We start from the raw sequence: 13,607 nt of genomic DNA on the forward strand, positions 1-13,607 counted from the left end.
TAGTTAATGGTTGTTTTTCATTAAATATGTTGGGCCATGACTTCAAGAGTTAGAAATTGTTATAGGCTACTATTTTTTTGGATGCAATATATCTAAACTTGACCTTTATTGCTGTTATTGTCACAAGTCAGAAGATGTCAAAACCTATCAATAAAATCATATTGAATGTGAGAAGCTATCAATATCTGCTAAATGGATAATTTTTGTGCAACAGTAGAATCCCACCCTGAGAAAGATGCCTATTATAGCAACTGACCTCCTTTCTTAAAAATTGCACTTATCAGGTAAATCCAAGTAATTAAGCGCTAATCACATCGTTACTCAAATTTCTATATAATACAAGCAGCCTACAATCTGAATACTTTTTATTTATCCGTTAAATCAAAAGGATTATCTAATCTATATTGTTTGAGTGTTTCGGATAAGCCGTAATCGTTTTTATCATCTTTACAATCAAAAAGATTGTACTCAAATGATGCCTTATCGTTATTAATTCCCATCCAATTAGCGAGTCCTTCTGTAAAATTCAGAGCTGATTTAAATGAGTGGCATATTTTTTTATCTTCAGAGTCTGATGCAACCTGAAATAATGGTACTTGGTAAGTTTCTTGGCTATAACCATGTACGATATGAATCTTGTCACCATTCTCTGAGCGTACTAGACCGTGGTCAGCAAAGTATAACATAGAAAAACTTGCTCCTGTTTTAGCATAGTTTTCCTTCATTTTGTTATATATGGTCTGTAATAAATCATCTGTTTTATTTATTGACGTAGCATAGCAGGCTATTTCCCGATATATAGGATCTTTTATTTTTATAATCTTATGGTAATCGGTAATCCTTGCACATACAAAAGGATGAGAACCATACAAGTGCATTACAATAAGCTTTTTTTCTTTTGGATTCTGTTGCATGATTTCATCAAGGTGCGGAATAAGATCAAAATCACTAGTATTTACTGAATCATAAGCTCCATATTTTAAAAAAATCTTACTATTACTTCTGTTGGCGAGAGCTGCAATTGGTGTGTCATGCTCTCCTATAACACCCTGATTAGAAATCCAATATGTTTTTACACCTGCTGATTTAACCAAATCAATAAAATTCAAGCTATAATCAGGTTCCCAATTTACTTTATCCGCCTTTGTTAACATCAATCGTAGGGAGGATATAGTATTTGCTCCCCCTGAAGTCAATCCATTGACAAGTACACCCTTTGATTTACTCAAGAATGGCGTATTTTCTATAGGGTAACCATAAGCGTGATGATAATCTTTTCTTGCGCTTTCCCCGATGACTAAAATATAATTATCATACTTAGATTCGCTATTAAGAGTAGATTTTCCCCATTCATCATCCACCTTCATTTTATTTATTTTTTCTAGTTCATCTTTAACCTTAATACCTGAATTAATTATATTTTTAAAGAATTCAGCAGGAGATTGATTTAGCATTGAAAATATAACAAAAAAACATAGAGCAGTTTTATTTCTATAAAGTTTAATATCAAATTTATTAGTGATAAATCTAAACAAAAAAATACCGGGAATAATTAACGCCGCTAAAAGATAATTTTCCGATGGAATGTTTTGAAAGAATTCTTTACTTTCGAGTAAATTTGTCGCTACTATCGATGCTAATGACTGATAAGATGGAGTTCCAAACAGAAGTCCTATAGGTGCATATAATGCATATAGAACGACCATTGGAATAGCCAAATAAAAGAAAGATTTTTTTGATGAATTTAATATTACTATTAATATGGTTAATAAGAACGTATTTTGAACATTAGAATCGATACCTGCACCTTTTAGCATTAAATTACAGGTAAAAAATAAAATCGACAAAGATGTGGTTGCAGCTATTATTTGAATTGATTTTTTAGAAGTTGATTTACTTATTATCACGATGATACCATTAGTAACTAGAAAATTTATTGACGACATTCCACACACCAACATAATAATAAATTTAATATTATTACTTAATACTACAGCCATAGTTGATCTGTAATCAGAGCCCTATTCCCGCAGTTATAATGAAGAGGATATATCTTAATAAACCTTTTCATCTAAGAAATTGTCATTATTAAACAACGTTACTGTGTCAGAGAAAGTCAGTTCACCTTGTATACCCAGCATTCCGCAGTTATATCTGTGATACATTGATATTTAAATGTTTGTATTCATTTCGCACAGTCGTTAATTCTTAATAAAAACGATAGATTACGAATACCCTGCGGAATGTCGGGTATACAATTTCGGGTTAACAATTTATAGGCAATTAACTTGAAGATGAAGGTTTCAGAATTTGAAAATTATCTGTAAACCTGCTGACAAGTTCCTTTGCATTTTTGGGAAGAGTGACCGCAAAAAACTGATGAATCGCTTCGCGAAAAGCCTTTGACTCCAGAAAATAAACATTGTTACGAACCTGTTCATTCATGTACTTCCATAATCGATCAATCGGATTCAGATTCGGAATGTAGGGCGGCAGATAATGCAGCTCAATATTGAGCACGATCGCGATATCTTTAATCAGGTCACTCCGGTGATAACCCGCACCATCCAGAATCATGTGGACTTTTTGAGAAAGGGGGTAGGTTTTTCTCATGCCCCAGAAGAAACTCGCCACGCTTTCGGCATTAATCTGGGGATATTCACGGATAATGGTCTTCTCAATATGTTGTAAATTGAGTGTGCCCATGATGTTAAGCCGTGTGCGGCTACCCGTTGTTTCGACGACTTTGTCCTGACCTTTGCATATCCAGGCGTAACTGAGTTTGGTCGATTGAGTCGGGTGCACAGAATCAATGAACAGGGTCGGTTCGTCCTGACTGGCAGCAACCGCTTTCAGGGCTTCATAGGCGGCAATGAACTTTTGTTGTTCATCCGCCTTGAATTTATGCGGAACGCCCATCGGTTTTTTGTAACGGAAGACCTGATGGTGAAGCCATTTGGTCATACCGGGAACGGTAAAGGTTATTTGCCAGCGTTCATGGACATAATTAACAATCTGAGCGGTCGTGTGTAAGAGATTAGACGTCAGATATTCAATAAGTCAGGTGGTTTTTTCGGCAGACAACGGCTTTCAGAACCGCCATTTTCAGGGGAGAGTTTTTCCTCAGAGAAGTCATCCTTCAGATGGCGACTCACCGTACTTTCATGAATATGCAAAGCCTGCGCAATCATCTGGGCAGTTCAGCCTTCGTGAGCCAAAAGCACGGCCTTGATGCGGTCACGTACCCGTCTATCACGAGTCGTATCATGCATCAATTCAAGGGCGTCTTTTTGGGTAGCTGTCAGTGTAATTTTCATGGGTGCGATCATGATCTGATATGAATGAAAAAGCAAGTATCTTCAATGACAATGGGTATAGAAAAGAACTATTGCTATCTGTATATGATAGAGCCAACTTTTTTCTGGGGAATAGCATCATTCTCTCCTTTCCAGTTAGGGATAGGTATCATATAGTTATCACCATAATAACTAATTAAATGTGAGTGATAATTTTTTGGAATTTTCATTTTTAATGATTCGAGGTCTATAGAAATAAATCCATCAAATTCATTTATGAAATAATATAATTCCACTCCACCATATTTTTGTATTGATTCTTTCCAATTAAAATTATCGAATGGCCTGAATATTGGAGTCATTAGATTATTATTGATTAACTTGCTATAAAAAATATCTAAATTAATACCATTGAAATCATATGTTTCTTCAATAACCTCACCATCAACTCTGAACTCTTTAATAAGGAATATATTCATTTTAGCAAGCTCTTTTCTAATTGATAGTGTCCATTCGTTCTGAAGAATAGATATATCTATATCATAATCATGAGAAATTATTTTATGGTCTCTAACCGCACCAAGCATTGTCCCATACTCAAGCCAATATGTATAATTATTATTATCGAAGAACTTGCAAAGCCTGTGTAAAAATTGATCTTTGTTTTTAATTAAAATACGACTTTTTCTAGCGATCATGAAAGAACTTTTCATTCTTGATAGAAAAGGGAACCTTTTTTTTATTTTTTCAATCAAAACAATACTCCTATAAAAGCTTTGAATATATTTTATAATTATAGACTTTTATTATTCTGTGCAAACAAATTATAAAAGAGTTTATAACTATTAGCCAAGTTAATGTAAATGCATTTATATTAATAAATGAGAGGGTGATTAATAAAGATATGGTGTAGAATAGAAGCCCTATATATATACTGTTATTAAAGTCTTGCTTTTTTCCATAAACAACTAAAACACAGTTACCCAAAAAGTAAGAAATAGTATTAGTAAACAATGTTAAGAATAATATTGAAAAAATAAGGAATGCTGGTGCCATATTTTCACCAGCAAACATTATAATAAAGTGTTCTCCTAAAAAATATGAGGCCAAGTATATGAATAGATATAAAGGAATAAAATATTTTATTATATTTAGGGCTATGGTGTATTTTTTATTTCTGACAATATGTGGATAAATTACTTGATTTAACATGTTGACTGGCATTATTAATAGAGAGATTAATTTCTCAGCTAAATCATAATATGCAACCTGCGTGAAGCCCACATAGTTACCTAATATATAAGCGTTCACTCTTATTATTATAGTGCCAACTGCTCTGGATAATAAAAATGAATATGATTCAGTAACATATGTCCAAAAGGTCTTTAGTGAAACTTTAGTAAATTCAATTTTAAATTTATATTTAATCATGAAATATGATTGAATGCCATTCATTATTGATGAAGTAACCAGCCCTAATGGAAAAGCGTAAAATCCTAATCTTGTATTAGTCCCTATAAAAACAAAACCTAACAAGACTATCTTTGATACTAAGTTTATAATAGCCGCTAGTTTTATTTCTTCGAGCCCTTGAAATAACCATTGTGAGAACAATACGTCACCAATTAAGATAAAATATAATAGTATGGATAAATTTATATTTTCTCTGAGGTTGTGATTATAAAAAACGAATATTAAAAAAATAAAAAAACAACAAATCATTAATATTAGTTTTATTGCACATATGTTAGTGTATGCTTCATTTAATTTATTTATTTCATACCTATTTTCTGATGCTAACTTTGTTCCATATATGTTGAATCCAAAGTCTATGATTATTGCAAATATCATTACTATAGATTGTATAAAAATAATCAGTCCATATTGTTCTAGGTTAAATTTTCTAATAAGATATGGATAATATATAAAAGGAATTAAAAGGGTTAGAATCTGTATAAAGGAAAGATATGAGAAGTTTTTTATAATTGTTAAGTTTGATCCTATTCTAAACATATTTTCAATGAGTTATAGTTAATTGGCATAATTTTATAGGTAATTACTAATGTAATCACTTCATTTAATTAATATAAAAAAGACAGTGGTATCTCTATTTCTTTTGGATATGGTGTAATAAGATGTTTTGTCGTCTTATGAGGAAACATCTTTTTTTGTGAGATATATTCTAATACTATATCCTTATTGATAATGAATTCATTGCGCCATGATGTAACTTGGACATTCTTACTATTATAAGATAGTAATATTGCAGGAACTCGTTTTAATCCTAAGCGTTTTGCTACTTCATAGCGATGATGTCCATCCATAATAGCGAATGTATTACATTCAAGAAGAAGAGGAACTCTCCATAGTTCCTCTTTTTTTATTTTGTCCTCAAGCCAATTAACTCGTTCTTGGATATGCTCTTCTGTTACTTGAATAACATCAGTATTGATGAGTTCTAATCTATACACAGATAGCATCCTTTCACTATTTTAGTTCTTTAAGGCAATCAATAAGATATTGATTATCATAAGAATTTCTGACTGCTAGTCTAATGTAATTTTTATTGTCAAAACCTTTTTTACCAGAACAATCTTTAGCTAAGATATTATATTTATTACATAAAGTAGAAATAATTTCATGTGATTTACTTTCTAACACTTCACATAAGATATAGTTAGCTTGAGATCTTATAGGTCGTAGGAATGATATTTGTGATAATTGCTCTAACAAAGTATTTCTTTCTTTAATAATATTAGAACAAGCTTGCTGATAGGCTTTTTCATATTTGCCGATTATTTGGAGGAAAAACTCACCAAGCGAATTAATATTCCATACCGGAATGTCTTTCTTAATATTGCTTATTAAGGTGGTGTTGGATGACGCAATAACACCTAAGCGAATTCCTGGTACTCCATAACTTTTACTGATGCTTTTGATTACAATAAGTCCTTCGTAGCTATTTAATAGTTTTTCTGAAAGAAGACTGGATTGTAGGCCGTCTTCTGCAAAATCAACAAAGGATTCATCCACAATCAATGTCTTTTGTTCTTTTTTGAACCACTTAATGAGTTCTAGGACGTCTGAATGTGAAATATAATTACCGGAGGGATTATCTGGATTAATTAATATAACACCTTCTGATTTTTGTGCTAATTTAATTATATCTTGCTTATTATATTGAAAGTTTTTGTTGGAAATTTTTTCTAATATAACATTATTAAATCTAGTTGAGTATTCTTCAAAAGTAGGTGTAAATAATCCTAATTTTATGTCTAATTCGTCGGCAAGTTTATCAATTAGTTCAGCGGCACCATTGCCGACAGCAATTTGATCTGGATTACATTTAAATAACTTAGCTGCAAGTAATGATTGTACATTAGCTCCTGAAGGGTATTCTCGAATAAGGGTATCAAAAGAGTTTTTCATCTCTCCTATAAAAGTATCATTAGGGAAGTAAGGATTTACTAGATAACAAAAGTCAATAATGTCATTATAGCGCCAGTATCCACCATATCGCTTGCTAAGTAGATTTAATTTTTTATTACTAGGCGAAAAAATAATTTCGGCATTGTCTAGATCTTGAATGTCATCAATTTCATACCACTTTTCATTATTAAGCGGTAAGGCTTTTAATTCTTGAGTGTCTAAAAGAGTTATTACTCTTAATACTTGTTCATAATATTCATTTTGACCTAATGCTTTTGAATAGGCCTCTAAAAATGGAACGTAGGTATTGGAAAGAAACTCTTTAGAGAATTTATATATATTAACTGTTTTATAATATTTTGGGGTTTTATTAAAGTCGAAATCTTTTTTAGGTACAAAATTTATAATGTCAAATGTTTCATTGATTTCAACTACTGTGCCGTCCATCCAAGGTTGATATTTATCTACTACGGCTAAATTAGGAAATTTATTGGATATTAAATTATCAAGAATATTTTTTTCATATATCAAATCACTTTCTAAAAGAATGGTGTCATCTTCAACTAATTTATCTTTGGCTAAATATATTGAATATATATTATTTGTTTTGTCATAAATATTATTCTCTATATATATTATTTCTATGCCATTATATTCTTTACCTAAAAAACTTATTAGCTTATCTTTGTGATAGCCTACTATAATGATAAATCTACTTATATCAAATTTTGATAGTATTTCTAGGCTTCTTTCGATTAAAGTTAAGTTATGTACTTCAACCATACATTTAGTTTTATCTTTAGTATGTTTGCCTAAGCGATTACCCATGCCTGCTGCTGGAATGACAACTTGCATTATATTTCCTTTTTAATAGTCTGATACCAAGCTAAGATTTTTGATATATTAGGTAGTTCTAAATTACAGTCTTGCGCTATGTCATTGATGCATTTTAACCCAATTCCGAAATCTTCGGTAAAGTATCTGGAGTTAATATCTGGTATATACTTATTACCAATTTTTATCATGGGAGTCATGATATTTTTGAATGCATCAATACCTCTTATTTTCTTTGTTAGCTCTTTATAATCATAAACTGAATAGTGTTCACAGATTGTTTTGTGCAAATGAGGTATTCCTTTGTATTTGAATATACTACTCATTTCCTCGTCCATAGCGATTAATAGTTTTGAGGAAAAATCATCCCATTGCTCATAGAAAAGGATTTCATTTTTATGAGATAAACTATCTTTAAATATACTATATAATCTAGATGTATGCAGTAATGGATTAGAATTTGATAAGGTGTTCTGATAATGACTTTCAAGTAAGTTAGTAGAAATGTTGAAAATTGATTCTAGATTTTCTTTTGTTTTTTTCTGATTTTTTTGTATATAGAGAAAGAGAGTGTCTTTTTGACTTGTTATATTTACTTCTTTCCCATAATTAATGATTCTTGATATATATGGAACCCTTTGAAGTGAGCCATAGTTGAATTTGTTGAAATAGGTGTCCTTTTTTAGTAGCATTTCAAAACCTCCATAACCAGGTATTGCTATAATGTTAGTTGGTTTTATTTTATTTTCTTTTACTAATTCAATAGCTTTTTCACGGTATAATAAAGGTAATGTTATAAATATAAAATCAGGAGTAAAGTCTATTGTATCAGACCAAGATAAGACGGTGAAGTTAATTGACTTTTCGTCATGGCAAGATAAGAAATCATTCCAGAGTGATTTATCACGTACTATAATAAATGTTTTAATATTCTTAGATATATTAAAGGCAATGGCATGACCAATATTTCCACCGCCTATGATTAGAGCTGTACTATCTTTCATAAAGATTAATTCGTTGTATATATTTATATTGATATTTTTTTAATATATCGTATTTATTTAGGTAAAGTGTTTTTCTATAAATTGATATAGAGAATATTATTTACGTTTTTTACTTATTTTATAGAAAAATACTTTTTTAAGTCAGAAAATATGATATACACGATGTATAAATGCTAGTGGCAGAAGTGGTTTTTTAGATATTTAAGCATTTTTTATAGAGTATAAATTATTTCGGTCTGGAATAGTATTTTATTTAGCAAAAGCTACCGCACTAGGTTACGGCTCCCAGAGTGCCTGCCATATGTAGCAAATTTCACTTATCCAATTAATATAAAAGGTTTTTTTCATTTAACAAAAACTATCATATCAATGATTTGTGTTAAGCAGCGACGAGGTTAGTCCCTCACCGCTTTTTGGTCAAGTAGAATAGCTTTTTTTCTTTAATTGTTACATTTTGTAACTAACTAAATTTCAAAACGAAAGCTTCCTATCTCCCATGCAACGGCAACCAAATCACCAATCGCAATCCGCCCAAAGGACTATCTTCTGCTTTCACCCAACCACGATGTTGACTCACTGCCGTTTCAACAATCGCCAATCCCAACCCAGTTCCTCCAGACTCTCTATCTCTGGCCTCATCCGTCCGATAAAACGGCCGGAATATGTGTTCTCGGTCTTCAGGACTCACTCCTGGCCCATCGTCATCAACAGTAATCGTTACCCCTTGGCTATCTGCCTTGAATGCAACGGCGATATGATTGCTAGAATAACGCAGTGCATTGCGGACGATGTTTTCCAATGCGCTGCCGAGCGTTGTCGGGTTGCAGTAAATCATCCAATTACCGGGAGGAGAAACAATATCCAGTGTTTTATTCATCTGTTCGACTTCGAATTTGGCATTTTCCAGAATGTCATGCCATATATCGTAGGCTTTGATATTTTCGCGCAGTAGTTCGTTTTTATGTTGATTGCGGGAAAGTACTAGCAGGTCATTAATCATTCCGTCCAAACGCTGAGTCTCTGTCTCGATGCGCTCCAGTTCTTTGCTTTCACCGTGGCGGCGGCGCAGTAGGGCAGTCGCCAATTGTAAGCGGGTAAGTGGCGTTCGCAGTTCGTGGGAGATATCGGAAATCAGCCGTTGTTGAGCGGTCACCATTCTTTCCAGTGCACTAATCATCTGGTTGAAGCTACTGCCCGCAGCCAAAAACTCTTGTGGGCCGGATTCCAGCTCAGGGTGTTGCCGTAAGTTTCCTTTTGCGACTTCATCTGCTGCATTTTTTAATTTACGGGCGGGTTTTGCCAAACTCCACGCCAGCCATAGTAGTAATGGGGCACTGATTAACATGGTTGCCGCAGGAAGTAAGAACGGCCGGTCAAACATTAAGTTAATAAAGTCTGATTGCGGACTGCCCGCAGGCCTAACGAGGTAAAGCTGGTAATGATCTCCCCCATCCCGGATAGAGAAAGGGCCAAGGATTTCGGAGCGACCATATTTTTTCTTTTTAGGATGATCTGCGTTATCGGATTGTCCGATAAAGTTACGGACAACTTGTATCTGACGAGCTGGCGTATCAATGTCAATGATGCGTCCTTCACTGGTGACAAGGAGCAGGCGTTGACCCGGTGGCGTCAATTGAACGAGCGCGCGATCTAACCGTAGCCACCAGAATAGATCATTGGTCGGGTAGCGTATTAGTTCTTCTTCTATCTGCTTTGCCAGATTTTTTCCTTGCTGATACTCACTGTCCAGAAGTGGGGTCAATTGCCGTGAATCCAGTTTGGGGGCCATTAAGGCCACCATCAGGACAAGTGCAAGAGTGAACCAGAAAATGGCGAATATGCGAGCTGTCAGGCTATTTATCATTTTGCTGAAACCATTAAATATCCACGACCACGTAATGTTTTGAACCACGGAAGATCGTCAGTTCGGTTTGGTAATTTACGGCGTAGATTAGAAATGTGCATATCAATGGCGCGATCAAAAGGTGTTAAGCGTTTTCCTAATACTTCCTGGCTTAAATGTTCACGGGAAACAACTTGTCCCAAGTGTTGCGCTAGTAAATATAGCAGAGTGAACTCTGTGCCAGTGAGATCCAAAATGGCACCGTCAAAGCTGGCTTCCTGACGCCCCGGGTTGAGTTGTAGTTTATCGATCTCAAGTATCGGTGTTCCAACATCGGCTTGTTGCTCGCTCCAGTTGGAACGACGCAAAATTGCACGTATACGGGCAACCAGCTCACGGTCATTAAAAGGCTTAGGGAGATAGTCATCAGCTCCCAGTTCTAATCCCAAAACGCGGTCTAAATCGCTCCCACGTGCCGTTAACATGATAACGGGGGTCTGATGGTATTGCCGTAGCTCTTTAAGCGTCTCAATGCCATTTTTACGTGGCATCATAATGTCCAGCAATAACAAATCAATTGAAGAATCGATATATTGTAAAGCCTGCTCGCCATCGTAGGCGATCACAACATTGAATCCTTCCATCTCGAGCAATTCTTTTAATAGCGATGTCAGCTCGCGGTCATCATCAACTAATAAGATTTTATGCATTAATTCTTCCTCCAAGAGCAAAATACGATAACAAACTCTGCTATTCCATGACTTTACGTTCTTTTACATGCTCTGACGCTAGTTTGCAGCCGCAGGGTTATAGTTACCCTCACTGAATCGAATGGGTCTGTTCGAGAAAGCGGGGAATTTTAATGCGTAACATAGCAATATTGGCTTTAGCGTCAATGGCTGTTCTTGGAACAACAGTGGCTTTAGCTGAAACTGCTGATACGGATGATGCTCCTGAGACTGCAAGTCCCCCGCCGCATTGTATGCCATATGATCATCAGAGAGATTTTAGTCATTACCGCCATGATGAACATAATTACAACTATAGTTATGTCTTTGGTGGAATAACATTAACTGAGCAACAACGTCAGCAGATGTGGGATTTGGTGAAGATGCAGCATCTGCATGAGCAATCGCTGGTCGATATGCTAATTGAACGCCGGAAGATGTTTGGGCTCCTGATAGCCAAAGATTTTGATGAAGCTGCGGCTCGATCGCAGCTTGAAACAATAGCAAAAAAGAATGTTGAATTGGGTGTGGAACTTGCGCGTATTCGCAACCAGATGTACCAATTGTTAACGCCAGAGCAAAGAGCGCTATTACAGAAACGTTATGAAAGGCGTATAGCTCTAGGAATGGACTAATTTTTTGCTAGTACTTTGATGCACAAGTAGCATCAATAACGGTTTTCCTTGCCATAGACACCATCCCTGTCTTTCAGCCCCCTTGAGGGGCTTTTTTTTGTGTAGAATTTTTAACTCATAACAGTCTCTCTTACCCATTAATCCTCCCAACCTGTTGTTATCTTGACCAATCTTGATTATCTTACGCTCTGTCACGCCGTTACTTAAAAAGTCTTGTCGCTGTCATTCCACATCAAGGGGATAAGGATACCCAACATGGCTAACTCTCATAAAATCAGTCTATTGGCGAAAGGCATGGGTGCTACGTTATCCGGTTTATGCCGCCTTTTAACTGGTGTACAGGCTCGATGGATTGGTTGTGAGCCATCAATTGCAAGTCGTATTTATTATGCGAATCATTCCAGCCATCTTGATGGATTGGTGATTTGGTCAGGGCTTCCGCCTAAGTTGCGTCACCAGGTTCATCCTGTCGCTGCCCGCGATTATTGGGGTAAAACCAAGCTGCGTCGTTATCTCATTCATCAGGTATTTCGGGCGGTTTTAGTTGAGCGCAATGGAGAAAATAAGTCGAAAGAAAGGGTTCTTGCACCATTGGAGACGGTTCTGGCACAACAGGAATCTTTGATTATTTTTCCGGAAGGAACTCGGGGGGATGGGGAGCAAATCAATCCGTTCAAAAGTGGGTTGTATCATTTGGTGCGTAAGTACCCCGATGCTGAAATCGTGCCGGTTTATTTTGAAAATTTGAATCGTGCTTTGCCTAAAGGTAAGAAATTACCGATACCCATTATTTGCTCCGTCACATTCGGTAAGCCGTTGGATAAATTAGGCGAGAATGAAAGCAAGGAAGAGTTTCTGCAACGTGCCCGGTTTGCATTAGAGGAGTTAGTGCTATGACGAATATGGATCATGACTTGATGTTGCTGCTGGGTGGGGTCTTTGGGATATTGATTATCGCCAGTGTGATTGGGGGGATTTTAGCCCTTTGGTATTCGGGAGAAAGGCGCAGCGCCACCATCGATAACCTGAATGCCCGGATCCGTGGCTGGTGGATGATGTGTATTATCTGTGTAGTCGCTATTGTTGTTGGGCCTGTGGGATCGGTGATTTTGTTTGCGGTGATGTCATTTTTTGCCTTGCGCGAATTTATCACGCTAACGCCTACTCGTCGCAGTGATCATGAAGCCTTGTTCTGGTGTTTCTTTGTTTTTATGCCTGTGCAGTATGCCTTGGTGGGTGTGCAATGGTATGGGTTATTCTCGGTATTTATTCCTGTGTATGTATTCTTGTTTTTACCTGCCCGTATTGCCTTGGTGGGGGATACAACGCATTTTCTGGAGAGAACTGCCAAGATCCAGTGGGGGATGTTGGTGACGGTATTTGCCATCAGCCATGCGCCCGCTTTGTTGATGTTAGATATCCCGGGATATGAAGGGCAAAATATCAAGTTATTGTTGTTCCTGATGATTGTGGTGCAAATGTCTGATGTTTTACAGTATGTATTCGGTAAATTATTTGGCAAGCGCCCGATTGTGCCAAAACTCAGCCCCAATAAAACGGTTGAGGGGTTTGTTGGTGGAATTTTAGCTTCTGTGCTGTTGGGAATGTCGTTATTTTGGGTAACGCCATTTTCTTTGTGGGAAGCGGGCTTGATGTCGTTGGCTATCACTTTGATGGGATTTATCGGCGGGTTGTGTATGTCGGCGATTAAACGAGACAGTGGGGTGAAGGATTTTGGCGGGATCATTGAAGGGCATGGTGGAATGCTGGATAGAATTGACTCGCTTTGTTTCGCTGCTCCTATATTTTTCCACCTTACACGCTATTTTTATACCTGA

General features: G+C 35.9%; 11 protein-coding genes and 1 pseudogene. 3 read left to right on the top strand and 9 right to left on the bottom strand.

Translation table 11 applies throughout. The annotated features are described in order from the left end of the window. Nucleotides 1-365 precede the first annotated feature (365 nt). From Xmir_RS17130 to cpxR, 9 genes and pseudogenes are all read right to left on the bottom strand, one after another. The gene (locus Xmir_RS17130; protein WP_099115354.1) at nucleotides 366-2,000 is read right to left on the bottom strand and encodes a phosphoethanolamine transferase; all 1,635 of its coding nucleotides are present in this window, start codon (nucleotides 1,998-2,000) and stop codon (nucleotides 366-368) included. 283 nt (nucleotides 2,001-2,283) lie between these two features. Next, nucleotides 2,284-3,317: pseudogene (locus tag Xmir_RS17135) on the bottom strand (IS630 family transposase). 74 nt (nucleotides 3,318-3,391) lie between these two features. Beyond that, a complete protein-coding gene (locus Xmir_RS17140) occupies nucleotides 3,392-4,051 on the bottom strand; it encodes a LicD family protein (protein WP_099115355.1) in 660 nt (219 codons plus the stop codon). A 10-nt stretch (nucleotides 4,052-4,061) separates the two neighbouring features. Next, nucleotides 4,062-5,309, bottom strand: a complete 1,248-nt coding sequence (locus Xmir_RS17145; RefSeq protein ID WP_099115356.1) for an oligosaccharide flippase family protein — start codon at nucleotides 5,307-5,309, stop codon at nucleotides 4,062-4,064. A 68-nt stretch (nucleotides 5,310-5,377) separates the two neighbouring features. Continuing rightward, entirely contained in the window at nucleotides 5,378-5,767 is a 390-nt protein-coding gene (locus Xmir_RS17150; RefSeq protein ID WP_167386004.1) for a ParB N-terminal domain-containing protein, read from the bottom strand. 16 nt (nucleotides 5,768-5,783) lie between these two features. Continuing rightward, nucleotides 5,784-7,580, bottom strand: coding sequence for an aminotransferase class I/II-fold pyridoxal phosphate-dependent enzyme (locus tag Xmir_RS17155; RefSeq protein WP_099115358.1), 1,797 nt, complete (start codon nucleotides 7,578-7,580; stop codon nucleotides 5,784-5,786). Further along, entirely contained in the window at nucleotides 7,580-8,563 is a 984-nt protein-coding gene (locus Xmir_RS17160) for an NAD/NADP octopine/nopaline dehydrogenase family protein (protein ID WP_099115359.1), read from the bottom strand. Before Xmir_RS17160 ends, Xmir_RS17155 begins: the two co-directional genes overlap by 1 nt. Nucleotides 8,564-9,050: 487 nt before the next feature. Then, the gene (gene cpxA, locus Xmir_RS17165; RefSeq protein WP_099115360.1) at nucleotides 9,051-10,427 is read right to left on the bottom strand and encodes an envelope stress sensor histidine kinase CpxA; all 1,377 of its coding nucleotides are present in this window, start codon (nucleotides 10,425-10,427) and stop codon (nucleotides 9,051-9,053) included. Beyond that, the gene (gene cpxR, locus Xmir_RS17170) at nucleotides 10,424-11,116 is read right to left on the bottom strand and encodes an envelope stress response regulator transcription factor CpxR (RefSeq protein ID WP_099115361.1); all 693 of its coding nucleotides are present in this window, start codon (nucleotides 11,114-11,116) and stop codon (nucleotides 10,424-10,426) included. The genes cpxA and cpxR overlap by 4 nt, the downstream gene beginning before the upstream one ends. A 152-nt stretch (nucleotides 11,117-11,268) precedes the next feature. Between cpxR and Xmir_RS17175 the strand changes: the two genes are divergently transcribed. The 3 genes from Xmir_RS17175 (at nucleotide 11,269) to Xmir_RS17190 (ending at nucleotide 13,607) form a co-directional block, all read left to right on the top strand. Continuing rightward, a complete protein-coding gene (locus tag Xmir_RS17175) occupies nucleotides 11,269-11,769 on the top strand; it encodes a Spy/CpxP family protein refolding chaperone (protein WP_099115362.1) in 501 nt (166 codons plus the stop codon). A gap of 255 nt (nucleotides 11,770-12,024) precedes the next feature. Continuing rightward, on the top strand, nucleotides 12,025-12,666 hold the full coding sequence (locus tag Xmir_RS17185) for a lysophospholipid acyltransferase family protein (RefSeq protein WP_099115364.1): 642 nt from the start codon (nucleotides 12,025-12,027) through the stop codon (nucleotides 12,664-12,666). Next, entirely contained in the window at nucleotides 12,663-13,607 is a 945-nt protein-coding gene (locus tag Xmir_RS17190; protein ID WP_099115365.1) for a phosphatidate cytidylyltransferase, read from the top strand. Before Xmir_RS17185 ends, Xmir_RS17190 begins: the two co-directional genes overlap by 4 nt.

The organism is Xenorhabdus miraniensis (genome assembly GCF_002632615.1).

Excerpts from the sequence above, each read along its gene's own strand:
- Xmir_RS17130 (WP_099115354.1), bottom strand. The coding sequence starts at position 2,000 with ATGGCTGTAGTATTAAGTAATAATATTAAATTTATTATTATGTTGGTG.
- Xmir_RS17145 (WP_099115356.1), bottom strand. The coding sequence starts at position 5,309 with ATGTTTAGAATAGGATCAAACTTAACAATTATAAAAAACTTCTCATAT.
- Xmir_RS17155 (WP_099115358.1), bottom strand. The coding sequence starts at position 7,580 with ATGCAAGTTGTCATTCCAGCAGCAGGCATGGGTAATCGCTTAGGCAAA.
- Xmir_RS17160 (WP_099115359.1), bottom strand. The coding sequence starts at position 8,563 with ATGAAAGATAGTACAGCTCTAATCATAGGCGGTGGAAATATTGGTCAT.
- cpxA (WP_099115360.1), bottom strand. The coding sequence starts at position 10,427 with ATGATAAATAGCCTGACAGCTCGCATATTCGCCATTTTCTGGTTCACT.
- cpxR (WP_099115361.1), bottom strand. The coding sequence starts at position 11,116 with ATGCATAAAATCTTATTAGTTGATGATGACCGCGAGCTGACATCGCTA.
- Xmir_RS17175 (WP_099115362.1), top strand. The coding sequence starts at position 11,269 with ATGCGTAACATAGCAATATTGGCTTTAGCGTCAATGGCTGTTCTTGGA.
- Xmir_RS17185 (WP_099115364.1), top strand. The coding sequence starts at position 12,025 with ATGGCTAACTCTCATAAAATCAGTCTATTGGCGAAAGGCATGGGTGCT.
- Xmir_RS17190 (WP_099115365.1), top strand. The coding sequence starts at position 12,663 with ATGACGAATATGGATCATGACTTGATGTTGCTGCTGGGTGGGGTCTTT.